The organism is Peptoniphilus obesi ph1, assembly GCF_000311865.1.
GTDB classification, from domain to species: Bacteria; Bacillota; Clostridia; order Tissierellales; family Peptoniphilaceae; genus Peptoniphilus_E; species Peptoniphilus_E obesi.
This window is the reverse complement of sequence record NZ_HE978583.1, coordinates 121,252-144,764: the sequence shown is the minus strand read 5'-3', so window position 1 is coordinate 144,764 and position 23,513 is coordinate 121,252. Positions and strand designations below refer to the sequence as shown.

Annotated in this window: 27 protein-coding genes; 20 read left to right on the top strand and 7 right to left on the bottom strand. The window is 29.8% G+C overall.

Annotation, left to right across the window (positions count from 1 at the left end; all coding sequences use genetic code 11):
* Nucleotides 1-504: 504 nt before the first annotated feature.
* Both HGPB_RS08385 and HGPB_RS08380 read right to left on the bottom strand, forming a co-directional pair.
* Entirely contained in the window at nucleotides 505-1,773 is a 1,269-nt protein-coding gene (locus HGPB_RS08385; protein WP_019133244.1) for an amidohydrolase, read from the bottom strand.
* Nucleotides 1,774-1,830: 57 nt separating this feature from the next.
* Nucleotides 1,831-2,721, bottom strand: coding sequence for a fructose bisphosphate aldolase (locus HGPB_RS08380; RefSeq protein ID WP_019133243.1), 891 nt, complete (start codon nucleotides 2,719-2,721; stop codon nucleotides 1,831-1,833).
* A 112-nt stretch (nucleotides 2,722-2,833) separates the two neighbouring features.
* Between HGPB_RS08380 and HGPB_RS08375 the strand changes: the two genes are divergently transcribed.
* From HGPB_RS08375 to HGPB_RS08310, 14 genes are all read left to right on the top strand, one after another.
* On the top strand, nucleotides 2,834-3,430 hold the full coding sequence (locus tag HGPB_RS08375) for a ribonuclease H1 domain-containing protein (protein WP_019133242.1): 597 nt from the start codon (nucleotides 2,834-2,836) through the stop codon (nucleotides 3,428-3,430).
* Complete coding sequence (locus HGPB_RS08370) at nucleotides 3,431-3,859, top strand: deoxycytidylate deaminase (RefSeq protein ID WP_019133241.1); 429 nt, start codon at nucleotides 3,431-3,433, stop codon at nucleotides 3,857-3,859. It begins immediately after the preceding gene.
* 1 nt (nucleotide 3,860) lies between these two features.
* Entirely contained in the window at nucleotides 3,861-4,313 is a 453-nt protein-coding gene (mscL, locus tag HGPB_RS08365; RefSeq protein WP_019133240.1) for a large conductance mechanosensitive channel protein MscL, read from the top strand.
* A complete protein-coding gene (locus HGPB_RS08360) occupies nucleotides 4,270-5,451 on the top strand; it encodes a patatin-like phospholipase family protein (protein WP_051008352.1) in 1,182 nt (393 codons plus the stop codon). Before mscL ends, HGPB_RS08360 begins: the two co-directional genes overlap by 44 nt.
* A gap of 4 nt (nucleotides 5,452-5,455) precedes the next feature.
* Complete coding sequence (locus HGPB_RS08355; protein ID WP_019133238.1) at nucleotides 5,456-6,073, top strand: NUDIX hydrolase; 618 nt, start codon at nucleotides 5,456-5,458, stop codon at nucleotides 6,071-6,073.
* Between the two features lie 263 nt (nucleotides 6,074-6,336).
* Complete coding sequence (locus HGPB_RS08350) at nucleotides 6,337-7,326, top strand: resuscitation-promoting factor (RefSeq protein WP_019133237.1); 990 nt, start codon at nucleotides 6,337-6,339, stop codon at nucleotides 7,324-7,326.
* A 289-nt stretch (nucleotides 7,327-7,615) separates the two neighbouring features.
* Entirely contained in the window at nucleotides 7,616-8,464 is an 849-nt protein-coding gene (locus HGPB_RS08345; RefSeq protein ID WP_019133236.1) for a hypothetical protein, read from the top strand.
* A 62-nt stretch (nucleotides 8,465-8,526) separates the two neighbouring features.
* Nucleotides 8,527-9,480, top strand: a complete 954-nt coding sequence (locus HGPB_RS08340; RefSeq protein ID WP_019133235.1) for an FIVAR domain-containing protein — start codon at nucleotides 8,527-8,529, stop codon at nucleotides 9,478-9,480.
* Between the two features lie 274 nt (nucleotides 9,481-9,754).
* Nucleotides 9,755-10,204 (top strand): Hsp20/alpha crystallin family protein, encoded by a 450-nt coding sequence (locus tag HGPB_RS08335; protein WP_019133234.1) that lies wholly within the window; start codon nucleotides 9,755-9,757, stop codon nucleotides 10,202-10,204.
* Between the two features lie 261 nt (nucleotides 10,205-10,465).
* On the top strand, nucleotides 10,466-10,774 hold the full coding sequence (locus HGPB_RS08330; RefSeq protein WP_019133233.1) for an ArsR/SmtB family transcription factor: 309 nt from the start codon (nucleotides 10,466-10,468) through the stop codon (nucleotides 10,772-10,774).
* Nucleotides 10,775-10,829: 55 nt separating this feature from the next.
* Nucleotides 10,830-11,873 (top strand): ACR3 family arsenite efflux transporter, encoded by a 1,044-nt coding sequence (gene arsB, locus HGPB_RS08325; protein ID WP_019133232.1) that lies wholly within the window; start codon nucleotides 10,830-10,832, stop codon nucleotides 11,871-11,873.
* Nucleotides 11,874-11,992: 119 nt separating this feature from the next.
* Nucleotides 11,993-12,409 (top strand): arsenate reductase/protein-tyrosine-phosphatase family protein, encoded by a 417-nt coding sequence (locus HGPB_RS08320; protein WP_019133231.1) that lies wholly within the window; start codon nucleotides 11,993-11,995, stop codon nucleotides 12,407-12,409.
* Nucleotides 12,410-12,550: 141 nt separating this feature from the next.
* On the top strand, nucleotides 12,551-13,090 hold the full coding sequence (locus HGPB_RS08315) for a DUF3783 domain-containing protein (RefSeq protein WP_019133230.1): 540 nt from the start codon (nucleotides 12,551-12,553) through the stop codon (nucleotides 13,088-13,090).
* Nucleotides 13,083-14,372, top strand: a complete 1,290-nt coding sequence (locus HGPB_RS08310; RefSeq protein WP_019133229.1) for a M18 family aminopeptidase — start codon at nucleotides 13,083-13,085, stop codon at nucleotides 14,370-14,372. Before HGPB_RS08315 ends, HGPB_RS08310 begins: the two co-directional genes overlap by 8 nt.
* Here the strand turns inward: HGPB_RS08310 and ymfI are convergent.
* On the bottom strand, nucleotides 14,369-15,103 hold the full coding sequence (gene ymfI / locus HGPB_RS08305; protein ID WP_019133228.1) for an elongation factor P 5-aminopentanone reductase: 735 nt from the start codon (nucleotides 15,101-15,103) through the stop codon (nucleotides 14,369-14,371). The two genes, HGPB_RS08310 and ymfI, sit on opposite strands and share 4 nt — an antisense overlap.
* Nucleotides 15,104-15,179: 76 nt before the next feature.
* Between ymfI and HGPB_RS08300 the strand changes: the two genes are divergently transcribed.
* The gene (locus HGPB_RS08300; RefSeq protein ID WP_019133227.1) at nucleotides 15,180-15,782 is read left to right on the top strand and encodes a nitroreductase family protein; all 603 of its coding nucleotides are present in this window, start codon (nucleotides 15,180-15,182) and stop codon (nucleotides 15,780-15,782) included.
* Between the two features lie 21 nt (nucleotides 15,783-15,803).
* Here the strand turns inward: HGPB_RS08300 and HGPB_RS08525 are convergent, their stop codons facing one another.
* Both HGPB_RS08525 and HGPB_RS08295 read right to left on the bottom strand, forming a co-directional pair.
* Nucleotides 15,804-16,121: a diacylglycerol/lipid kinase family protein gene (locus HGPB_RS08525; RefSeq protein WP_316245540.1), complete on the bottom strand. Its 318-nt coding sequence runs from the start codon at nucleotides 16,119-16,121 to the stop codon at nucleotides 15,804-15,806.
* Nucleotides 16,072-16,722, bottom strand: coding sequence for a diacylglycerol/lipid kinase family protein (locus tag HGPB_RS08295; RefSeq protein ID WP_051008350.1), 651 nt, complete (start codon nucleotides 16,720-16,722; stop codon nucleotides 16,072-16,074). The genes HGPB_RS08525 and HGPB_RS08295 overlap by 50 nt, the downstream gene beginning before the upstream one ends.
* Nucleotides 16,723-16,995: 273 nt before the next feature.
* On the opposite strand from HGPB_RS08295, the gene HGPB_RS08290 reads away from it, so the two are divergent.
* From HGPB_RS08290 to HGPB_RS08280, 3 genes are read left to right on the top strand one after another with little or no spacing between them, the layout of a single operon-like run.
* Nucleotides 16,996-17,853 carry a transporter substrate-binding domain-containing protein gene (locus tag HGPB_RS08290; protein ID WP_019133226.1) on the top strand — a complete coding sequence of 286 codons (858 nt, stop codon included), beginning with the start codon at nucleotides 16,996-16,998 and terminating at the stop codon, nucleotides 17,851-17,853.
* A gap of 9 nt (nucleotides 17,854-17,862) precedes the next feature.
* Complete coding sequence (locus HGPB_RS08285) at nucleotides 17,863-18,537, top strand: amino acid ABC transporter permease (protein ID WP_019133225.1); 675 nt, start codon at nucleotides 17,863-17,865, stop codon at nucleotides 18,535-18,537.
* Complete coding sequence (locus HGPB_RS08280) at nucleotides 18,530-19,252, top strand: amino acid ABC transporter ATP-binding protein (protein WP_019133224.1); 723 nt, start codon at nucleotides 18,530-18,532, stop codon at nucleotides 19,250-19,252. The genes HGPB_RS08285 and HGPB_RS08280 overlap by 8 nt, the downstream gene beginning before the upstream one ends.
* On the opposite strand, the gene HGPB_RS08275 is transcribed toward HGPB_RS08280, so the two are convergent.
* Both HGPB_RS08275 and HGPB_RS08270 read right to left on the bottom strand, forming a co-directional pair.
* Nucleotides 19,253-19,489: an AzlD domain-containing protein gene (locus HGPB_RS08275; protein ID WP_019133223.1), complete on the bottom strand. Its 237-nt coding sequence runs from the start codon at nucleotides 19,487-19,489 to the stop codon at nucleotides 19,253-19,255.
* A 98-nt stretch (nucleotides 19,490-19,587) separates the two neighbouring features.
* Entirely contained in the window at nucleotides 19,588-19,803 is a 216-nt protein-coding gene (locus HGPB_RS08270; protein WP_019133222.1) for a heavy-metal-associated domain-containing protein, read from the bottom strand.
* A 139-nt stretch (nucleotides 19,804-19,942) separates the two neighbouring features.
* Here HGPB_RS08270 and HGPB_RS08265 point away from each other — a divergent pair, with 139 nt between their 5' ends.
* Nucleotides 19,943-20,644 (top strand): ABC transporter ATP-binding protein, encoded by a 702-nt coding sequence (locus HGPB_RS08265; RefSeq protein WP_019133221.1) that lies wholly within the window; start codon nucleotides 19,943-19,945, stop codon nucleotides 20,642-20,644.
* 9 nt (nucleotides 20,645-20,653) lie between these two features.
* Complete coding sequence (locus HGPB_RS08260) at nucleotides 20,654-23,497, top strand: FtsX-like permease family protein (RefSeq protein WP_051008349.1); 2,844 nt, start codon at nucleotides 20,654-20,656, stop codon at nucleotides 23,495-23,497.
* The last annotated feature ends 16 nt before the right edge of the window (nucleotides 23,498-23,513 follow it).

The following is a 23,513-nucleotide window of genomic DNA, read 5'->3' as shown; positions in this document are numbered from 1 at the left end:
GGGTCTTCTTTTTTATTGCAAAAAAATTATATTGGTAGGAAAAAATTAATACTTAAAAAGAAAAGCATATGCAAAACATAAAATTAAATAGTTTTGAAATAATTATTTAAAGAAATTTTTATAAAAATCAATTCTTACTCTTTATAAATTTTGCTAGTTTAGTTTAAAAATATTTTTAAATCTTCAGATACCTTAAATGCTTATTAATTTAAATTTATTTGTAATTAAATTACCAATTATAGATTTTTATTTTCATAAATTTTACGTAGTTTTTTAATATTTGAAATAAATATTGAATCAATTAAGTAATAATATAAATTAAATTATTAAATATAGCTGTAAAATTTTATGTTCTAATTGTGATTAGTTCTAGTTTACTAAGTTTAATCATTAAAAATTTATTTATTTTATAATTTGATATGTAAAAAAGACTAGTTATTTTATTAAACTAGTCTTTTTATTTTTATTTTTGTTTTAAGTTTTTAATAGGATTATTTATGTGATCTATTTATTTTCTTCTTTTAAAATAAAGTCTATTGTTTCGACAAACATTTGATAACCTATATACAAGCTGTTTTCGTCGATATCAAAAGCGTTATTATGGTGAGATGCGGCTGTGTCTGATCCCAAGATAAAGTGTAGTGCCTTGCCACCATTTTCTTCTACTGCAGCAAGTAGATAGCAAATATCTTCTGATGCATTCATTGCTGGAGCAATTTTAGTATTAAAATCTTTTTCTAAATACTTATTTAAACTATCTCTAAAATCTTCATTTTTTGTATCAAAAGTGATTGAAGATCCCATAAGTTTGATGTCGTATTCAAGGTCATAAGCAAGGCTGATGCCCTTAGTTGAATTTCTAACTTTCTTTTCTAATTCTTTTACTATATCGTCGTTTTCGCCTCTGATTTCAAGTTCAAGATGGGCAAAGCCTGGAACTATATTTCTTTCACTGCCAGTGTTTAAAAGTCCCACATTTAATCTTGTCATGCCTTTTGAGTTTTGAAGTTCGCTGTGTAAGATTAAGCTAAGGCTAGCTGCTCCTAAAAGGGCGTTCTTGCCTCTTTCTGGGAATATTCCTGCGTGTGATGCTTTTCCTTTTAAGTCTATATCAAATTTTTTGGTTGCTAAAAATTTTCTAGTTCCCACGCCGATTGTTCCTGTTGGAGTTCTCATTCCAATATGAAGTCCAAATAAATAGTCTACGCCGTCAACTGCACCTGCTTCTAAAAGTGATTTTGCTCCATGTACTCCTTCTTCTGCTGGTTGAAAGATTATCCTGTAAGAGCCAGAAAGATCCTTATTTTGAATTATATATTTAGCAAGGCCAAGTCCTATTGCCATGTGGCCGTCGTGTCCGCAAGCGTGCATGGTTTCTTTAAATTTAGATTTAAAGTTTTCTTTGTTTGGTATATGAGAAGAATCTTCGGTTTCTTCTATTAAGAGTCCATCTATTTCAAATCTAAAGGCAATTTTTGGGCCAGGTTTTTTGGTATCGTAGTCTACTATTAGTCCAGTGTAGCCTTCTTTTATTTCAGATAGATCAAAGTCTTCTTGGTCTTCTATCATCTCAGCGTGAGCTTTTATTTTTTCATCATTAGGTAGACCTATCCTATCTTTATGGATTTCTTTTCCGTATCTAATATCAGTAAATCCAAGCTTTTTTATTTCTTTAATTAATTGTATTGTTGTTAGCATTTCAAGGTAGCCAGCTTCTGGTATTTGATGAAGTTTTCTTCTATAATTTATTAATTGATCTTTTATATTTTCCATTATTCATCTCCTTTTTATCATAAAAAAAGCATTAGAAATCAATCTAATGCTTAAAAATTATTTTTCAACAGATGCCTTATAGATTTCTTCTATAGAGGAGTCTAGTTTTTTATTAAATTCATCATCGCTTTGATCTGCTTTTAGGCCTTCTGTAAGGGCTCTTGAGAATGAAGCGATTGTGCTTTTGTTTGCTTTTAGAAGTTTGTTTGATTCTTCTCTAGAATATCCACCTGATAGGGCAACAACTCTTAGAGTTTGGTCGAAGTCGTAAAGTTCTTCGTATAGGTTAGCCTTGCTAGGAAGGGTCAATTTAAAGATTACTAAAACATCTTTATCTAATTCTTTTAGGTGTTTTACAAGTTCTTCTTTTAAAAGTTCTTCTATTTCTTCTTTATCCTTAGCATGAATATCAACTTCAGGTTCAATTATTGGAACAAATCCAGCATTAGATATTTTTTTAGCAAGTTCAAATTGTTGGTCAACAACTTTTTTTATGCTTTCTTCGTTAAGTTCTTTTATAACTGATCTCATCTTTGTGCCAAAGATATTTCTTTCTTTAGCATTTTCAAGAAGTTCGTCTAGGTGTTTCATTGGTTTCATAAGTTGAACGCCATCTTTTTCTACATCAAGACCTTCGTCAATTTTTAAGATTGGTAGTATTTGCTTCTTTTCCCAAAGATAATCGCCTGTGTACATGCCGTCGATTTTTGAGTTCATTGTAACTTTAAATAATATAGCTGCAAGTATTCTATCTGATGTAAAAGCAGGAGATTTTATTATTCTAGATCTCATCTTATGAACTAGGTCAAACATCTCTTCTTCGTTTTTATATTGGTCTTCATCGATTCCATAAAGTCTTAAAGCCTTAGGAGTTGATCCACCACTTTGATCTAGAGCAGCAATAAATCCCTTACCATTTTTTATTCTTTCTATTTTTTTACTATCCATAATACCTCCATTAATTATCTAATTACTTATTTAAATTATATCATATATTAGGTAAAATTTGCTTTTCTTGTTTAAGATCAAGATTTATTGTAAAATTCTTCTAGGTGATAAAATGTATTATGCAGTAAAAAAGGGTCGCGAGCCGGGCATATATGAAAGCTGGGATGAATGCAAAAAGATGGTCATGGGCTATAGTGGTGCCATCTATAAAAAATTTAAAAATAAAGATGAGGCTCTTAATTTTATAAATGACCAAGAAGAAATTTTAGAAATAAAGGAAGATGAGATAGAGTTAAAAGAAAATGAAATCATAGCCTATGTTGATGGGTCTTATGATAAAAAAGACAAGTCATTTTCATATGGAACTCTTTTATTTGATAATGATAAAATTTATGAAACAGCATCAAAAAGATTTTGGAAGGAAGATGCTGAGATGAGAAATGTTGCAGGAGAAATTAAGGGCAGCCAATATGCTATGCAAAGAGCCATAGAACTTGGGAAAACAAAGCTTTACATCCACTATGACTATACTGGCATAGAAAATTGGGCAAAGGGCAATTGGAAGGCAAATAAAAAGGGCACAAAAGAGTATGCTGCTTATTATTCTTCTATTAAAGATAAGTTAGATGTGGTTTTTATAAAGGTAAAAGCTCATAGTGGAGTAAAATACAATGAGCTGGTGGATAAATTAGCAAAGGAAGCGAAATAAGTGAGAAAATCTTGGGATGAGTATTTTTTAGAAATAACTGAAATGGTGGCGACAAGGTCGACTTGTGATAGGGCATTTGTTGGATGCGTGCTTGTAAATGAGGACAATAGAATAATATCAACTGGTTATAATGGATCTATAACGGGAAATAAACATTGTGATGAAGTTGGACATACAATGAGAGATGGGCATTGTATAGCGACAATTCATGCTGAAATGAATGCTCTTTTATATTGTGCAAAAGAGGGAATTTCTGTAAAGTCAGCAAAATGCTATGTTACACATTTTCCTTGTTTAAATTGTACTAAGGCTTTGATTCAGGCAGGAATTAAGGCTATAATATACAAGGAAGCTTATAGGGTGGACGATTATGCTCTTGAGCTTTTAAAAAGGAATAAAATAGAAATAAAACAAATAAGTGAGGTGTAAAATGAAAAAATTTATTGGAGAATTTAAAGAATTTATTTCTCGCGGAAATGTTATGGACATGGCAATAGGGGTTATCATAGGTGGAGCATTTGGTAAAATCGTATCTTCACTTGTAGATGATGTTATTATGCCAGCTATAGGAATGCTTTTAGGAAATATTGATTTTTCAAATATCTTTATTGCCCTAGATGGAGCAAATTATCAAACTTATGCTCAAGCCAAAGAAGCAGGGGCAGCAATTGGTATAGGTGTATTTATTAATAACATAGTAAACTTTTTAATTATAGCACTTGTAATATTTTCAGTTATAAAACAAATAAATGCAATGAAAGATAAATTTGCCAAAAAAGAAGAAGAGGCAGCAGCAACTACAAAGACATGCCCGTTCTGTAAGACTGAAATTGCAATAGATGCAAGTAGATGTCCAAACTGCACAAGCCAGCTTGAAAAATAATTACGGACTCGTTTTAGAAGGCGGGGGAGCAAAAGGAGCCTACCAAATAGGCTCCTATTTTGCTTTAAAAGAACTTGGTTTTGAATTTAAATCTGCTGTTGGAACATCAATTGGATCAATAAATGCTGCTATGATAGTGATGAATGAGCCAGAAAAGTGTGCAGAGTTATGGCGAAATTCCAACATGGATTCTTTTATGGACCAAGATAAGAGAAATAAAGTTAAGGAAATATTAAATAACAACAAAATCCAAGATGAAAATATCTTCGATATTCTAAAAAGAAAAGCAAAAGAAAAGATCGATGGAGCTACGATAGATGTAGAACCGCTTAGAAACTTAGTTTTATCTAACATAGATGAAGAAAAAGTTAGAAAATCTGATATGAATTTTGGACTTGTTACCTTTAATTTGACAGATAAAAGAGGAGAAGAGCTATATATAAAAGATATAGCAAAAGGAAAACTTCACAATTATATAATAGCATCTTGCTACTATCCGATTTTTAAACTAGAAAGTCTGGATGGTAAATACTATCTAGATGGAGGATTTTACAATAATCTTCCATATAATATGGTGGAAAGGTTAGGGCAGACACCAGTAATAATAAGAACTCACCCGAGCAAAGTAAAAAATATTTATATACCTAAAAATGCCATAGTTATTGAGCCAAGAAAAACTTATACATCTGCCATGAACTTTGACCCAATCAAGGCTGAGAAACTGATGAGAATAGGTTATTTTGACACTTACAAAAAGATTAAGGGACTTCTAGGCCAAAAATATTATATAGAGCCTTTTGATGAAGATAGGGCATTTAAAATAATAAATGTACTTTTGGATGATGTATTTAATAGTTATATTAATGAAGAAAAATTTAAAAACATATCTAAATATAGAAGATATTTTGAAGAAGTCTTGCCAGAATTTGCAGAAAGTTATGGCTTAGCAGATGATTATAGTTATGTCAAACTTTTGACAATAATATTAGAAAAAGTTGCGGAAAAATTAGATATTGACTACTTAAAAATTTATCAAGCAGAAGAATTACTAGAAGAAATAAAAAAAAGAAAAAATATGCTAGACAATAAAAACAAGAATATTATAGAAAAATTTATAGATGATGTATTAAGAGGTTGATAATTTGAAGATAGATGATATTGTAAAAATTTCAAAAGGCTTAAAGCCAAAAGCAATAGGCATAAATAGAAAATATTCAATTTTCATACCGTTTATAGAAGTTGATGGTGACCTACACCTACTTTTTGAAGTAAGATCAAAAGATTTAAGATCTCAGCCTGGAGATATATGTTATCCAGGGGGAAAAGTAGAAGAAAATGAAGGACCGCTTTTAGCAGCAGTAAGAGAAACAAAAGAAGAATTAAATCTTTCAGACAAGCAAATTGAAATAATTACAGCCTTCGATTATCTAGTAAGTCCTTATGGATCTATAATTCATACAAATATTGGATTTATAAAAGAAGATGTAGAAAATATAAAGCCCAACAAGGCAGAAGTAGACCATATTTTTACTGTACCTTTTGACTATTTTATAGACCATGAGCCACAAATCTATACAGTTAAATTTGATGCAAATAGGGATACAGATTTTCCTTATGATTTAATAGAGAATGGCAAAAATTATAAATTTAAACAAAGTAAAGATAAAGTCATGTTTTATTTATATAAAGATAGAGTAATTTGGGGATTTACAGCGAAAATGACAAATAATTTAGTAAAAAGAATTGTAAATAATTTGTAATATACTTGTAACCTTAAAAGATAAATGGCTTGAAATAGCCATTTGTTTTTTTGACAAGATTAAGCAAAGGTTACATGAAAACATATAAAAGTCTAGAAGCTAGTAATATCAAGCTATAGAGAATTAGTTACAAAATAATTACAAAAAATTTGACAATATAATGAATAACCTTTATACTAAGCAAGTGATTTAAATTAGTTACAAAAAAGTTACAAAAATAACAAAATTGTAATTTTTTAAATTTTAGGAGGTTATTATTTAAGATGGAGACGACAAATTCGTTCAGAAAAAAATTACTAATTATCGGGATACTTGCGATATTTGCTGTTTCAGCTCTAATCATGGGTTTCTCAACAGTACTTGCTAAAGATGTAAATTTAATTGTAGACGGTGAAGAAGAAGTGATTTCAACTTATGCTAATACCGTTGAAGATTTTTTAATATCAGAAGATATAGAATTATCAAAAGATGAAGCAGTTTTTCCTACAAAAGATACAGAAATAACTGATGGAATGGATATAAAAATTGCAAAATATAAAACTATTACATTAAAGATTGGCGATAATGAAGAAAAGAAAAAAGTTTTATCTGAAACTATAGACGATCTTATGGAAGAATTAGGCATAGAGCTTGATGAACATGATGTAGTTACAACAAAACCTGCAAATGAAATTGTAGACAAGGGAATTGTTGGAATTGAAAGAGTAGATAAAAAACAATTTAGTAAAACAGAAGAAATTCCTTATGAATCAGAAGTTATAGAAAACGATGAAATGTATCAAGGAGAAACAAAAGTTGTACAAGTTGGTGTAAAAGGAGAACAAATCCACACTATGCAAAATATATTTGTAAATGACAAATTAGTTTCTATTGAAAATTTAGATACAGAAGTTGTAAAAGAACCTGTAAAAGAAATTGTACATAAGGGAACAAAAGAAGTAGAAGGCTTAAACGGTAAAAAGGTAAAAAAAGTTATAGTAATGCAAGCTACTGCTTATGACCCATCAGCTGGATCAAAAACAGCAATGGGAACAAGAGCAAGAGTAGGAGCTGTTGCAGTAGATCCAAAAGTTATACCACTAGGATCAAAACTTTACATTGAATCTATGGATGGATTTCCAACCTATGGATATGCAACTGCAGAAGACACAGGTGGAGCAATAAAAGGAAACAGAATAGATTTATTCTATAGTACAAATTCACAAGCATTAAAATTTGGTAGAAGAAACGTAAAAGTTTATGTATTAGATTAGAATAGCAAAAAAGCATCTCGCAAGAGATGCTTTTTTTAGGTTGGAATAATATAAAATTTAATAAAGTATCTATTAAATATATTTCTATATGCCGAGCATTTAACCCGCTAATCTAATAAAAACAATGGCAAACTTTTAATAAATTAGCAAATCAAGAAATATATTCAATATAAATATTTATTCATTAAACAAGTTCTTATTATTTATTACCCAAATTTATGAAAATATATCAGAAATTAAAAATTATAGAATTATTATCAAAAATGATATAATAAATTAAGGTGATAGTATGATAAACAAGGAAGAGGTCCTGGAAATATACTTAAGAGAGATGACCAAATACATGACCTATGAAAATTCATTGCAAGCAAGAGATGATTTCATATATATATTAGAAGAAAATATAGGAAAAGACTATTCAAAAGAAAAATTAGAAAATTATTTACAAGATTTGGGCAGCCCCTATTCACTTGCAAGTTCTTATAGAGATAATAAAGATATATTAATTACAGGGAAAAATTATGTGATTTTAAATAAATTGTTAAAAACTTTTTTCCTTTCTTTTATTATAAGTATAGTTATTAGTTTCTTTATAAAAAATATAGCAGATGAAAAATTATTATATTTTTTTGAAGTGTCTAAAAGTTTGATTTTAACAATATTTCTTTCCTCTGTAATAAGTGCCTGGATTTCAGAAAGGGTCAAAAACACAAAAATACTAACCTCGCTATTAAAAGCTTTTTCTATAAAAGAACTCTATAATTATAAAAATACATACAGGATAAAAAATTCAAGATTTATAATTTGTTTTGTATATTCATTTATCATATTTATATCGGCTTTTATGGAATATGATTTGGACTTAAAAAATTATATATTTTTATTAGAACTTGCTTTCTTTTTTCTAGTTTTTAGAGATTTTTCTTATTTTTCAGAAGGAAGCTATGGAAGATATGTAACAATGGTAAACATAGCAAGCAATACAATAGCCATATTAATATTTATGAATTTAGCTAAAAATGTCATTACTTTTAAGGCTATAAAACTTGCTTATTATCTACTTGTAATCTTGGGAATATTAAAGATATTAACTGCTTTAAAAAGATCAAATAGAACGTTTTATCAGCTTAAAGATTGATTTTAGACAAAAATCGGGTATAATAAAAATAGTTTTATATTATATATTTTAGGAGGATTATAATGATTAAAAAAATAACATCAGTTACTTTAGCAAGTGTTTTACTACTATCAGTAGCAACACCAGTAAAAGCTGAAGAAGCAAAAGAAGTAAAAGAAGAAGTAAAAGTTGAACAAAAAATTGAAGACAAAAAAGAAGAAGCAAAAGAAGAAATTAAAGAAGTAAAAGAAGAAGCAAAAGAAGTTAAAGAAGAAGTAAAAGAAGAAGTTAAAAAAGAAGAAGTTAGAAAAGTTAAAGCAACTACTCAAAAAGTAAGACTTGACGACAAAGATGTTGTAATCTATGGATACAATATTGATGGCGAAAACTATTTCAAATTAAGAGATGTAGCTGCAGTATTAAAAGATAGCAAAGTTAAATTTGGCGTAGAATATAAAGATGGTCTAGTAACTCTAACTAAAGGAGCAGACTACAAAGTACTTGATACTGACCAAAAAGAAGTTAAAGCAGAATCAGAAGCAATGCTAACAAATGATAAAGTAAAAGTTGGCGAAACTGATTTAACAGCAAAAGCTTTCAAAATTGACGGAAACAACTACTACAGAGTAAGAGATCTAGGTAAAGCTCTTGATTTTGGAGTAGACTATGATGAAGAAGCTAACACAGTTCTTCTAAGCTCTGAAAAAGTTGCTGAAAATAAAGAAGTAAAAGAAGCACTAAAAAAAGAAGTAGCTAAAGAAGAAACTGTTAAAGCAACAAAAGAATTTAAAGAAGCTAAAGTAGAAGATCAAGCTAAATACGAAGAAGCTCTTGCAGCAGCAAAATCTATAGTTGATGATAAAATCGCAACAGATGAACAAGTAGAAAATGCTTTAAAAGCACTTAAAGAAGCAGAAGAAAAACTTGGTCTAAAAGAAGAAAAAGCTGAAGTAAAAGAAGAAAAAAAAGCTGAAGACAAAAAAGAAGTTAAAGAAGACAAAAAAGTTGAAGAAAAAGAAGTTAAAGAAGCAAAATAATTTAACTTATAAAATTACTTATAAACACTAAAGAGGACCTTAATTGGTTCTCTTTTTTTTATTTATGGATAATTTATTTAAACTTTTAGAAATATAATGCAAATAAAAAGCTTGTCAATCCTAAAAATACAAAGAATAAATATAAATTTTCAAATATAAAAATTTTATTAATTTTAATCACACAAAACTTGACATTCTTTGACCTTTAACCTATACTATAAATAGATTAGCAGTCAAGCTAATCGAGTGCTAAAAAATTAAAGGAGATGTTGATATGAGTATTAGACCATATAGAAGAAGTGATTTAGGATTAATAGACAATGGATTTGAAGATTTTTATAATATGATTGACAGTTTCTTTAATGATGGATTCACACCAGAAAAAGCTATAAAATCTGCTTCATTTAAAGTGGATATAGCAGAGGATGAAAAGGCCTACACAGTAGAAGCTGAACTTCCAGGATTCAAAAAAGATGATATACAAATTACTTTAGAAGATGGAAAATTAACTCTACTAGTTGAAAAGAAGGAAGAAAAAAACGAATCAAATAAAGAAAAAAATTATATTCATAAGGAAAGAAAATTCTCACACATGCAAAGAAGCATGTATTTTAAAGATATAGATGAAGAAGGATTAAAGGCAAGCTTAAATGATGGTGTATTAGAAATCATAGTTCCTAAAAAAGAAATTCAAGACAAAAAGAAACAAATCGAAATTGAATAATAAGATAAAAATTAAAGAAGGGTTTATCCCTTCTTTTTTTAGGTCTTTACAAAAAATTTAAAATATTATGAAAATTCATATTATCAATAATAGCTAGGATTGATAAGGATAAATTTACAATTATCTAATAAGATTATAGATAATTAAGAACTTAGATATTTTACAAAAAATTTATTACACTTATATAAAACATATAGACAAACATCAATATGTTTTATATAATATCAAAGAAAAATATTTATATAAAAGGAGAAAGTGTATATGGATAAATCTTTATATATAAAATATTCTAAAAAATTGAAAGTTCTTAGTGATCCTAAGAGATTGGAAATAATAGATTTATTATCTTGCAGAGAGTTATGTGCATGTGAGATTTTAGAATATTTTCATATAAGTCAACCAACTTTATCAAATGATATGAAAAAATTAGAAGGGGAAGATTTAGTAAAAAGTAGAAGAGATGGGAAAAATACATTCTATACTTTAAATAAGGAAGTTTTAAAAGATTTGAATTATTTTATAAGCCATATAAGTGAAGCTAGTGATGATTGTATTTGTAATATTGAATAAAATTTTTACACAACATATAGATAAAGTTCTATATGTCCATTGAGAGGATGATGATATGAATAAAAGTGAATCAAAAGATATAAATGTATTTCAAAAATATTTAAGTTTGTGGGTATTATTATGTATGTTTGTGGGGGTATTTATAGGTGAAGTTTTTCCATCAGCCGTAGAAGTTTTGTCAAATCTGCAGATAGAAGGAATATCTGTACCTATTGCAATTTTAATTTGGATCATGATTTATCCGATGATGATTAAAGTAGATTTTGAGAGTATAAAAAGAGTCGGGAAAAATCCGAAAGGTCTTTTTGTAACTTGGATTGTCAATTGGCTTATAAAGCCTTTTACCATGTTTTTTATATCGTATATATTTTTCTTTGTGATATTTAAAAATTTAATAGGAGAAGTCTTAGCTAAAGAGTATCTAGCAGGGGCAGTTTTATTAGGGGCGGCTCCATGTACTGCTATGGTTTTTGTTTGGAGCAGTCTTACTAAGGGAAATCCTGCCTATACAGTTGTACAAGTTGCAACGAATGATTTGATAATATTAGTAGCATTTATTCCAATAGTTAAATTTTTACTTGGGGTATCAGATGTTGTTGTGCCTTATAAAACTTTGTTTGTGAGCATATTACTTTTTGTTGCGATTCCATTAATTTTAGGTATAATTACTAGAAAATATATTATAAATAAAAAGGGGAGCCAATATTTTGAAAAAGAATTTGTAAATAAGTTTGATGGGGTTACAACTTTGGGTCTTTTACTAACGCTTATATTAATATTTAGTTTTCAAGCAAGCTTAATAGTAAAAAGTCCAATTCATATTGTTTTGATTGCCGTTCCTTTAATTTTGCAAACATTTTTAATATTTACTATTGCATATATTTCTTGTAAATTATTAAAGCTTCCATTTGAAATAGCTGCTCCAGCTGCTATGATAGGTGCATCAAACTTTTTTGAGTTAGCTGTTGCAGTTTCTGTTGCCTTATTTGGAGTAGGATCAGCTGCTTCCTTGGCTTGTACGGTTGGTGTATTAACAGAGGTTCCGCTGATGCTATTCTTAGTAAATATAGCAAATAAAACAAAGAGATACTTTATTTAAACTAAGCAGGGTAGAATTTTAAAAATGATTAAAAAATAAAAATTTATTAAATTTCATAATTGATATAAAAATGAGTTTTATTTAAAGTTTAAAAAATTCTTATAAAAGAGAGGAATATTATGGAAAAACCTAAAGTGGCATTTATTTGCGTTCACAATTCTTGTCGAAGTCAGATTGCTGAAGCTCTTGGCAAGTTATTAGCTGGAAATGTTTTTTATAGTTATTCAGCAGGGACTCAGGCAAAAGAAGAAATTAATCAAGATGCAGTAAGGCTTATGAAAAAGATTTATAAGATAGATATGGAAGAAAGTCAAAACTCTAAAACAATTGATAAACTTCCAGAAATAGATATTGTTATTACTATGGGTTGTGAAGTTTACTGTCCATTTCTAGAAGCTAAATATAAAGAAGAATGGAATTTAGAAGATCCTACTGGACAAGATGATGAATTTTTTGAAGGTATAATATATAAAATTGAAAACAATATAAAAAAATTAAAAAAAGATATTTTAAATAAGAAAATATTAATTGATTGATATATAAATATAGACTTTATAGTAGAAGAAGGGTTTATCCCTTCTTTTTTGTGGTATTTTTTACTAGAAGAGATTATTAAGATAAGATATAAGCATACAAATAAAAATTTAAATAATATATACTAAAAATAGGAGGACGATATGGATAAAAAGATTTTACTTTACGGATTTAAAGATGATGATAGACTTGCTGAAATAAAAAAATCAGCTAGCAATTTAGGAATAGATATTAAAGAGCTTGATGAGTCGGATTTAAAAAAGACCATAGGAGAACTTATGGATTTAGGAAGTTTTGATCCTAGTCAAGTGTATGAGGGACAAGAAGTCGATACTGAATTTATTTTATTTTCAGATTTTGATAGGAAAATTTTACAAAAATTTGTCCTTGATTTGAGAAAGAAAGATATAAATGTCCCACACAAGTCTGTTGTAACTGAGCACAATAAAACTTGGCAATTAGGTTATCTGATAGACCATATTATGGAAGAACACCAAGTTATGCAGGTTTTTTCTAAACTAAAGGCTTTGATGGGTCCAGCGAAAGAAAAATACCTAGCAAGCAAGGACCAAAAAATAAAAGATGCTATGGATTATGTAATGACTTTGAACGAATTAAATGATGTAAAATATGAAGATGTAATGGATAGATATAAAAAACTAAAGGAGGCAATAGATGAATAAGGAAGAAATTTCAAGAGGCTTGGCAGACTTTATAGATAATTCAGTTTCTGCCTACCATTCAGTTGATAGCATTGAAAAAATCTTAAAAGAAAATAATTTTAAAGAATACAAACTTAGTGATGAAATTAAATTAAAAAAATCTGACAAGGGATATTTTAAATTTAACGGATCAACTATAATAGCTTTTAATATAGGAAGTGAAAATATAGAAGAAGACGGATTTAGGATTATTGGTTCCCACAGCGACTCACCAACTTTTAAAATAAAATCTAACCCAATAATTAAAGATGGGGGCCTTGTAAGACTAAACACAGAAGTATACGGTGGACCAATCTTTTCAACTTGGCTTGATAAACCACTTAGCATAGCAGGCAGGGTTACAGTAAGTTCTGGCGATATCTTAAAACCAAAATCTATGCTTGTAAAAATAGACAAAGACCTTTTAACAATCTCAAACCTATGTATCCATATGAACAGGGAAATAAATAATGGATTTAAATATGAACCACAAAGTCACTTGCTTCCAATTTTAACAAGTGATAGTGATGAAATAAAAGAAGATTATTTAAATGAACTTTTAGCAGAAGAGTTAGGAATAAATAAAGAAGAAATACTTGATTATGATTTATATTTATATGATCGTCAAAAAGCGAGCATGGTTGGACCAAATGAAGAATTTATTTCTGTTGGTAGACAAGACAACCTTAGCATGGCATATACAAGCTTGATGGCACTAGTAGATAGCAAGGCTCAAGCAGTAAATCTTTATATTTGCACAGACAATGAAGAAGTTGGATCAATGTCTTACCAAGGAGCGGATTCTCCAACTAGTGAGCAAGTTATGCAAAGAATTGCACTTGGCTTAAATAAAAGCGAAGAAGAATATTTAAGATCACTTGATAATTCTTTTATGATCTCAGCAGACATGGCACACGCTCTTCATCCTGCCTACAAAGATAAAACTGATCCAAGCAACAGACCAGAGCTGGGACAAGGACCAGTAATTAAATATTCTGCAAATAAAAGTTATTCATCAGATGCTTATTCTGCAGCAGTATTTAAAGAACTTTGCAAAAAAGCAGGAGTTCCAGTCCAAACTTTTTACAACAAGTCTGGATCAAGAGGCGGAAGCACTATTGGACCCATATCTTCAAAGTATTTGAGAATACATTCAGTAGATATTGGAAATCCACTGCTTGCAATGCACTCTATTAGAGAACTCGGATCAAACATGGATAATTATTATGTCTACAAGGTATTTTTAGAATTATTTAACAATTAAACGCACATACCACCTGATGGAGATATAATCTGTCCAGTCATATAGGAATTTTTATCAGAAATTAAAAAACAAACAAGCTCTGCAATTTCTTCAGGCTCTGCCATTCTCATCATGGGAATCTCATTACAGATTTCTTTAATATCGATATCTGAATAGAATTTCATCATGTCAGTATTGACAGTGCCTGGAGCTATTGCATTTACTCTTATATTTGAGGGAGCAAGTTCAAGAGCAAGAGATTTTGTAATAGCTTCAATTGCACCCTTGCTAGCAGCATAGGAAACTTCACAAGAAGCACCATGTGAACCCCAAATGGATGAAAAATTTAAGATAACTCCATTTTTTTCACTCAGCATATATTCAATAGCACACTTTATATTATTAAAAGTACCATGCACATTTACATCAAACATCTTTGTCCAATCTTCATAAGAGAGGTCTTGAAATTGACTTGACTGAGAAATCCCAGCATTATTAATTAAAATATCAACCCCACCAAAAACTTCATTTATCTTATCAAACATTTTTTTCACTTGATTAAAATCAGAAATATCTGCTTGGAGGGCCAGACAATTTATATTTTTTTCCTTAAGCTCTTTTTCAAGTTCTAGAGCAGAATCGATAGAAGAATTGTAATTTATTACAATATTATATATTTTTTCATCAGCAAGTCTTTTAGCTATGGCCTTGCCAATTCCCCTTGCTGCACCTGTTATTAAAACTGTTTTCATATTATCACCAACAAATATTATATATAAAGATACAATTATTTAAAAGATGGGTAAAAATAAATAAGGATGTGATATTTTGAATTCAAATTTATTAGAAGTGATGAAAAAAAGAAGATCTATCTATGCTTTAGATAAAAACGTTGATATAGGCAAGGAAAAATTAGCATCATATATAAAAGAAATCGCCCACCACACTCCAAGTTCATATAATGGACAGTCTCAAAGACTAGTGCTTTTATTTGGAGAAGATCATGACTATCTTTGGGGAAAAATAGTTATGGAAACTTTGAGAAAAAAAGTAGGCGATGAAGAAAAGTTCAAAAAAACTGAAAAGAAAATAAATGGATTTAAAAATGCTTTTGCAAGTATTTTGATTTTTGAAGATGGAAAAGTTAATGAAGAATTAAAAGAAAAATATCCAAAATATGCTGAAAATGTAGACCCTTGGTCTGATGTAAATTCTGGTTTGATAACCATGGCACTATGGTTGGGATTAAGAGATATTGGCCTTGGAGCAAATTTACAACACTACAATCCAATAATTGATGATGAAACAAAAGAAAAATTTGGAATTGATAAAGATTGGATTTTAAAAGCTCAAATGGTTTTTGGAAATATAATTGAAGAACCAAAAGAAAAGAAAAAAATGGATATAGACGAAAAAGTTATAGTTAAATAAATAAAGGACTCTCAGGAGTCCTTATTTTATTATATGAAAATCAAGTGCAGCTTCTGCGATCTCAAAATTTATATTTTTGTCTTTAATAATGTAGCCATCAATATTAATTAGCATCTCTTCATCAGAAGAAATTTGTCCACTCTTTACTAGATAATAATCTACATACTTGCTAGATAAGTGGCTGCCTTTTTTATACTTTCTTATCAAGGGAATGATATTTAATAGGTTGGTATCATCAACCAAAAGCAAATTCAAAAAACCATCATCTATTTTTGCATCAGGAGCTGGATTAAAACCAGACCCATAATAAGATCCGTTGCAAACAGTGGCAAAAAATATAGGAATTTTCCTTTTCTATTTTTAAATCATTTTCATCAAGAAAAGAGATTTTTAATTTAGAAGCCTTTATCTTAAATATTATTTTTAAAACAGCAAGAGCATATGCAAGGCTAGAAAGCCTTGCATATTTATCCAAGAGTTTTAAAGCCTGGTCTAAAACCTTGGCATCAAAACCAGTCGAAAAGATATTTATAGAATAACGGTCGTTTATTTTTATCAAATCAATCTTGCTTAGCTCAGGTTCAAAAGTATCTTCTAAAGAAAAATTTGAATAATCAAAATTTTTAGAAAAGTCGTTTGCAGTTCCCATGGGTATAAGTCCAAGTCCAGCCTTATTCTTAGAAGAAGCAATAATATTTGCAATTTCATTTAGGCTACCATCTCCACCACAAGCATAGATAATTTTTTTATCAAAATTTGGAAAATCTGTATTTAAAAATTTTATGCAAGAATCTTCCAAGTCTTTCTTGCTTTTAGTTTTAACAATTTCAAGTTCGTCCAGTCTATTATTTTTCTTATAGCAGTCTATAATTTCTTTTTCAAACTTATCAAAGTCTTTTTTTCCAGCAGCAGAGCTTAAAATAAATAATTTTTTAATCATTGTTTCACCTAAAATTTATTATAAGACAAAAATCAAATAAAAAACAAAAATAAGAAATAAAAATAAATTTAATATAGTTTTAAATTTATTGTACTTTAGTCAATTATCATGTAAAAAAATCTTGAATATTGTTTAATAAAAGAGTATAATGGAAAAAATATTTAAGAGGAGGAAGAAAATTGACTGCTTTAACAAAGCACATAAATCTCAATGTGCGGCCCTTTTTTAACTAAAGAATGATGTCGTTTAAGTTAAAAATTGAGGAGGAAAATTATGAAAAAAATATTAGTTTTAAGTTTATTGTTAGGAATATTACTTGTTGGATGTAAAGCAAATGACCCAACTGCAAACCAAAATGTTGATGCTACAAATGCAACTAGCGACCAAGAAGCTACAACACAAGCAGGTCAAAGTCTGGAAGATATTAAAAAACAAGGATATATCACAATGGGAACATCAGCTGAATATCCACCATACGAATGGCATGATATTGATGGCTCAAAAGATGAAATCATCGGTGTTGATATTGAAATAGCAAAGGCAATAGCAGATGATTTAGGTGTAGAACTTAAAATTAAAGATATGCAATTTGACGGCTTATTAGCTGCCCTAAATGCAAATGAGATGGATTTTGTTATAGCTGGTATGGCTGCAACAGATGAAAGAAGAGAAGCAGTTGATTTTTCAGATCCATACACTTCACAAGAACAACTTTTATTAGTTAGAGCTGAAGATGCAGATAAATATAAAACAATAGATGATTTAAAAAATATTACTGTTGGTGTTCAACTTGGATCAACTCAAGAAATTTTTGCTAAAGAAAACTTTGAAAAGAATGGAGTTACTGTAACAGGCCTTCCAGATAATAACAACATTATTATGGAACTTAAAAATGGAACATTTGATGCAGCCTTCTTATCAGGTATACCAGCAAATAAATTTGCAGAAATGCACAAAGAATTAAAAGTTATAGATATACAAGCTCCACCAGAAGATGCTTATTCAATAGCAATCAAAAAAGGAAATGCAGAACTTGTAGAACAAATTAATAAAACATTAACTAAATTAAACGAAAATGACCAAGTTAAAGCTTGGGAAAAAGAATATTTTGAACTATCAACAGATAAATAGGAGATAATAGTGTTTATACAAAATGAATTAGATTTTATTAGAAAATACTACTATGCTTATTTATCAGGAATAGGGATTACAGTTCTTCTATCACTTATAGGCGTAGTATTTGGAAGTCTTTTAGGACTTTTAATAGCCACTATGAGACTTAGTAACAAAAAAGTTTTAAGAGGCATATCTAGAGTTTATATAGAAACTATTAGAGGAACACCACTTATGGTTCAACTTTTAATTATCTTTTTCGGACTGAAGACAGTTATACCAAAGGATATGGAATTTTTAAGAAGTTCCATATTACTTTGTTCAATTGCTATAATCGTAAACGCCGGAGCATATATTGCAGAAATTTTTAGAGGTGGTATTAATTCTGTTGATAAGGGACAAACAGAAGCAGCTAGATCGCTTGGTCTAACAAAATCTCAAACCCTAAAAAATATAATTTTGCCACAAGCTGTAAAAATTATTCTTCCTTCACTAGGAAATGAATTTATAGCTCTAATTAAGGAAACTGCAATTGTAATAATGGTTGGTGTGCCAGATATTATTTATAAGGCAACAGCTGTTAAAGCACAAACCTATATGCCAATCAAGCCAATGGTCTATGCTGCAATATGCTATCTTATATTGACCCTAAGCTTATCAAAACTTATGGCTGTATGGGAAAGGAGTTTGGCTAATGATTAAAACTGTAGATCTAAAAAAGAATTTTGGAAAATTAGAAGTTTTAAAAGGGATAAATGAAGAAGTAAAGGACGGAGAAGTCCTTGTTGTTATAGGACCATCTGGATCTGGTAAATCAACCTTTTTAAGATGTCTCAACCTACTTGAAGAAGTAAATGGTGGAGAAATTTATGTTGATGGAGTTAAGATAAATGATCCAAAAGTAGATATAGATAAGGTTAGACAAAAAATGGGAATGGTTTTCCAATCTTTCAACCTATTCCCACACAAAACTGTTTTAGAAAACATAACACTTGCCCCAATTCTTACAAATAAGATGACAAAAGAAGAGGCAGAAAAGAAAGCTATAGACCTATTAAAAAGAGTTGGACTAGAAGATAAAAAGGACCAATATCCTAAAAAATTATCTGGTGGCCAACAACAAAGAATAGCTATAGTTAGGGCCCTAGCTATGGAGCCTGAAGTTATGTTATTTGATGAACCAACATCAGCACTTGACCCGGAAATGGTCGGAGAAGTACTTGATGTAATCAAGCAACTTGCACAAGAAGGCATGACCATGGTTATAGTAACTCATGAAATGGGCTTTGCTAGAGAAGTTGCTGACAGGGTAATATTTATAGATTCCGGTGTGGTTTTAGAATCAAACACACCAGATGAAATATTTAATAACCCACAAAATGAAAGAACTAAAAGTTTCTTAAGCAAGATACTTTAATTAGTTTTTTCTCTTAGACTTTTTTGATTTTTTTGCTTGGGCTTCGTCTCTTTGTCTTTTCTTACTCAAATGAGTTAAAGAAAAATAGGCAACAGCCATAGTAGATAAAACGCCAACCAAGTATTCAATATCATAAGTAACATGACCATTTTTTATGTAAACTACTAGGGTATAAACAATGGCAGATAATATAAATAGTGGAAAATATGCAAGGGCATATTGTAGTAATTTTTTCATTAAAATTCTCCTTTGCTGATTTATTATTTATACTTTACTATAAAAGCAAAAAAAATTCATTAAGCAAATAAAAAAGGGTGATAATTCACCCTTTTTTTTTACGCATTTTCAACAGAAGTTACCTTGTAGCCAGCATCTTCAATTGCTTTTTTAAGTTTTTCATCTTCAACATCTTCTTTAGATTCAACTTTTGCAGCATTTCTTAATAAAGAAACTTTAACACTATCTAATTCGTTTATATTTTCAAGTGATTCAGTAACATGTTTTACGCAATTTTCGCAAGACATGCCTTCAATATTAATTATTTTTTTCATTATATTACCTCCATATATTCATATTATAGCATATTAGAAAAAAGTAAAAAAATTATAATAAAATGGCTTGCAAATGGGATAAAAATGAATTGAAAAAATCTATTATGGTATAATTAAGAAAAGAAATTAGGTGAAAAATATGGCATTTATTGAAGTTAGAAATTTATATAAAAATTATAAAATGGGCGAAACAATAATAACTGCAAATGAAGACATAAGCTTTGATATAGAAGAAGCAGAATTTGCTTTAGTTGTTGGACCATCTGGAGCAGGTAAGTCAACACTTTTAAATATTATGGGTGGAATGGATACAGCCAGCTCTGGAAGAATAAAAATTGGAGATAAAATTATTTCAGACATGGATTCTAAAGAACTTACTAAGTATAGAAGAGATGACATGGGTTTTGTATTTCAATTTTATAATTTAATACCTAATTTAACTGCACTTGAAAATGTAGAACTTGCAAGCCAAATTGTTAGAGATTCAAAAGATCCAAAAAAAGTTTTAGAATCTGTTGGACTAAAAGATAGGATGAATAATTTTCCTTCTCAATTATCTGGAGGAGAACAACAAAGGGTGGCAATAGCAAGAGCAATTGCGAAAAGTCCAAGCATACTTTTATGCGACGAACCAACAGGAGCACTTGACTATAACACTGGAAGACAAGTTTTATCCCTACTAAAATCACTCACAAAAACATTTTCTACAACTGTAATAATAATAACTCACAACCACGCCATAGCACCTGCAGCAGATAAGGTTATAGAAATTGTAGATGCAAAGGTAAGAAATATAGAAATAAATGAAAATCCTGCTAATATCGAGGATATAGAATGGTAGGCGGTAGTTTTGAATTTAATAAATAAAGATACATTTAGAGATATAAAAAAATCATACTCTAGATTCTTATCAATTCTTCTAATCGTTGCCTTGGGAGTATTTATTTTTATTGGATTAATAACAACAGGAACAATCATGAGAGACAGCCTGGATAAATTAGTCAAAGAGCAAAATTATGAAGATATTATGATTACTTCCAGCTTGGAATTTGAGAACAAGGACATAAGACTGATAGAATCTTTGGATAATATAGAAGAATTGGAATATGCCTATGACCAAGACCTATCAGTAAAGGGCGATGTTCTTTTGCTAAAGCTTACTAATATGCCCTTTAAAATTAATATGCCTATCATAAGAGAGGGTCGACCGCCAAAAGCGGGCGAGATTATCCTAGATAGAGTTTTAAAAGAAAAAGGATATAAGATAGGTCAAACAATAAAATTCAATAAGGAAGTAAATAAATTTTCATTAGAAGATGAAGATAAAGAAGATAAATTAAATAGCTATGAATTTAAAATAGTTGGCTTTTTTGATTCAGCCCAAAATATAATGAAAGATTTCAGGGGTTATTCTTTAAGGGGATTAGGTAGTCTAGACGGATTGGCATATATTGATGCAGAAAATTTCAATATGGATCCGACAATAGCTAGAATAATTTTAACAAGCACAAAAGGGTTAAAAACTAGTTCACAAGAATATAAGGACCAAGTCGAAGAAGCGAGAGAGGACCTAGACATACTCTTTAAACAAAGACCAAAAGAAAGACTTTATGGCATAAAAACAGACATAGAAGACGAAATCGAAAGTGGAGAAGATAAGATTGATGATGCAGAAGAAAGACTAGTCAAAGGTAAGGATGATTTAGAAAAAGCAAAGGATAAATTATTCAAGGCCAAAAAAGATTATGCCAGTGGAGAAAGTGAGCTAGAAAGTAAAACTTCTGATGCTAGGTCAAAATTAGATGAGGAAAAAAATAAGTTATATAAGTCTAAATCTGACTTAGAAAGCGGAGAAAAAGAATTAGCAGACGCAGATGGAAAATTAAAAAAGGGAAGAAGCGACCTAGACCAAGCAAAAGTAGATATAGTAAAAGGTCAAGACCAATACCTTGAAGGAAAAAGTAAATATGACCAAGGACTTGGAGAATTAAAGTCAGGAAAAACCCAAATAGATGAGGGCGAAAAACAGCTAAGAGAAGGAAGAGATGAACTCGAAAAAGGCTGGGCAAAAATAGATGAGTCCAAGAAAAAAATTAATGATGGTCAAAAAGAAATAGAAGAAAATGATAAGAAAATAAAAGATGGACAAGAAAAAATAAATCAAGCTATAAACCAGCTTGCAGGGTCTTTATCTATGACAACATCTGATTTAAACCAACTTGAAGATAAGATCAACGAATTAGATTCACAACTTGCTCAAGCAAAAAGTCTTTTATCTTCCTACCAAGAAGTAAATTCATCAATTGAACAAGCAAAGGCTGGAATAGATCAGCTAAATGCAGCAAAGGCACAAGTGGACCAAGCCATAGCCTTAAAGCAAACTGAGCTTCAAGATCCAAACCTATCAGAAGAAGATAGGGCAAGAATAAATGCAGAAATTTCTGCCATGCAAGCAAAATCATCTGAATTAGATTTACAAATAAAAGATTTGAATAATAAACTCCAAGTAGCAAATGCTAGCAAAGCCAGCCTAGACCAAGCAGTTTCTAGACTTCCAGCTGACATGAGAAGCCTTGATGCAGTAAATGCTTATCAATCAAAAATCAAAGAAGCAAGATCTGGAATAAGACAGATAAGAGATAATTCAAAAGAACTTGAAGTTGGAAAAGCAAAACTTGACCAATCTAAAGAACAACTTGAAGATGGAAAGAAACAAATAGCAGAAGCAGAACAAAAGGCTCAAGAAGGAGAATATAAGTATCGAGAAAATAAAGCAAAGATTGATCAGGCAAAAGAAAAGTATGAAAAAGGAAAAGCTGAACTAGAAGATTCTAAAATCAAGCTAGATGATGCAAATCAGAAACTAAAAAAAGCAAGAAATGATTATGACAAGGGCGAAAAAGAATACCAAGAAAATTATGGCAAGTATTTAGAGTCCAAAGGCAAATTAGAAAGTGGAAAAGACCAATACGAAGCTGGTTTAAAAACTTATCAAGAATCTGAAGAAGAATTTGACAAAGAATATAAATCAGCCAGAGGAAAGCTAGACGATGCTAAAAGCAAGCTATACAAGGGAGAAAGGGATCTAGCCAAGGGTGAAAAAGAATATCAAGATAAGTCAATTGAAGCAAATCAAGAGATTTCAGATGCAAAAATAAAACTTGATGATGCAAGAAGAATAATGAGAATTTTAAAAGAACCTATCTACTCGATAAGTCCTAGATATTTAAACTTTGCTCTGAATAATTACTATGACTTTTCAGACAGGGTCGACTCCTTGTCCTTAGTATTTCCAGTTTTCTTCTTTTTAATTGCATTATTAGTTTCATTTACCAGCATGACAAGGATGGTAGATGAGCAAAGAATTACAATAGGAACCTACAAGGCACTGGGCTATGAAAATTCTAAAATTGCAAGAAAATATTTTAACTATGGAGCCTTGGCATCAGTTATTGGAGGTCTAATTGGTTCTATTCTAGGATCTTATATACTTCCAAATATAATAGCCAATGCATATTTCACAGGAACCATACTTGAAAATCAAATAAGCATTAGATTTTTCCCAATAAGAATGATTTTATCAATCTTGGTTGGCTTGTTATTCACTGCCTTTGCTGCCTTACTCGCAGCTAAAAAACTATTAAAAGAAGACACAAAACTTATTAAGAGTAAAAGCGCCGACATCAGGAAATAGGATTTTCCTAGAAAGG

Bases quoted from the DNA above. Each gene is read 5' to 3' on its own strand.
- HGPB_RS08385 (WP_019133244.1), bottom strand. From the start codon at position 1,773: ATGGAAAATATAAAAGATCAATTAATAAATTATAGAAGAAAACTTCAT.
- HGPB_RS08380 (WP_019133243.1), bottom strand. From the start codon at position 2,721: ATGGATAGTAAAAAAATAGAAAGAATAAAAAATGGTAAGGGATTTATT.
- HGPB_RS08375 (WP_019133242.1), top strand. From the start codon at position 2,834: ATGTATTATGCAGTAAAAAAGGGTCGCGAGCCGGGCATATATGAAAGC.
- mscL (WP_019133240.1), top strand. From the start codon at position 3,861: ATGAAAAAATTTATTGGAGAATTTAAAGAATTTATTTCTCGCGGAAAT.
- HGPB_RS08360 (WP_051008352.1), top strand. From the start codon at position 4,270: ATGCAAGTAGATGTCCAAACTGCACAAGCCAGCTTGAAAAATAATTAC.
- HGPB_RS08350 (WP_019133237.1), top strand. From the start codon at position 6,337: ATGGAGACGACAAATTCGTTCAGAAAAAAATTACTAATTATCGGGATA.
- HGPB_RS08345 (WP_019133236.1), top strand. From the start codon at position 7,616: ATGATAAACAAGGAAGAGGTCCTGGAAATATACTTAAGAGAGATGACC.
- HGPB_RS08340 (WP_019133235.1), top strand. From the start codon at position 8,527: ATGATTAAAAAAATAACATCAGTTACTTTAGCAAGTGTTTTACTACTA.
- HGPB_RS08335 (WP_019133234.1), top strand. From the start codon at position 9,755: ATGAGTATTAGACCATATAGAAGAAGTGATTTAGGATTAATAGACAAT.
- HGPB_RS08330 (WP_019133233.1), top strand. From the start codon at position 10,466: ATGGATAAATCTTTATATATAAAATATTCTAAAAAATTGAAAGTTCTT.
- arsB (WP_019133232.1), top strand. From the start codon at position 10,830: ATGAATAAAAGTGAATCAAAAGATATAAATGTATTTCAAAAATATTTA.
- HGPB_RS08320 (WP_019133231.1), top strand. From the start codon at position 11,993: ATGGAAAAACCTAAAGTGGCATTTATTTGCGTTCACAATTCTTGTCGA.
- HGPB_RS08315 (WP_019133230.1), top strand. From the start codon at position 12,551: ATGGATAAAAAGATTTTACTTTACGGATTTAAAGATGATGATAGACTT.
- HGPB_RS08310 (WP_019133229.1), top strand. From the start codon at position 13,083: ATGAATAAGGAAGAAATTTCAAGAGGCTTGGCAGACTTTATAGATAAT.
- ymfI (WP_019133228.1), bottom strand. From the start codon at position 15,103: ATGAAAACAGTTTTAATAACAGGTGCAGCAAGGGGAATTGGCAAGGCC.
- HGPB_RS08295 (WP_051008350.1), bottom strand. From the start codon at position 16,722: ATGATTAAAAAATTATTTATTTTAAGCTCTGCTGCTGGAAAAAAAGAC.
- HGPB_RS08290 (WP_019133226.1), top strand. From the start codon at position 16,996: ATGAAAAAAATATTAGTTTTAAGTTTATTGTTAGGAATATTACTTGTT.
- HGPB_RS08280 (WP_019133224.1), top strand. From the start codon at position 18,530: ATGATTAAAACTGTAGATCTAAAAAAGAATTTTGGAAAATTAGAAGTT.
- HGPB_RS08275 (WP_019133223.1), bottom strand. From the start codon at position 19,489: ATGAAAAAATTACTACAATATGCCCTTGCATATTTTCCACTATTTATA.
- HGPB_RS08270 (WP_019133222.1), bottom strand. From the start codon at position 19,803: ATGAAAAAAATAATTAATATTGAAGGCATGTCTTGCGAAAATTGCGTA.
- HGPB_RS08265 (WP_019133221.1), top strand. From the start codon at position 19,943: ATGGCATTTATTGAAGTTAGAAATTTATATAAAAATTATAAAATGGGC.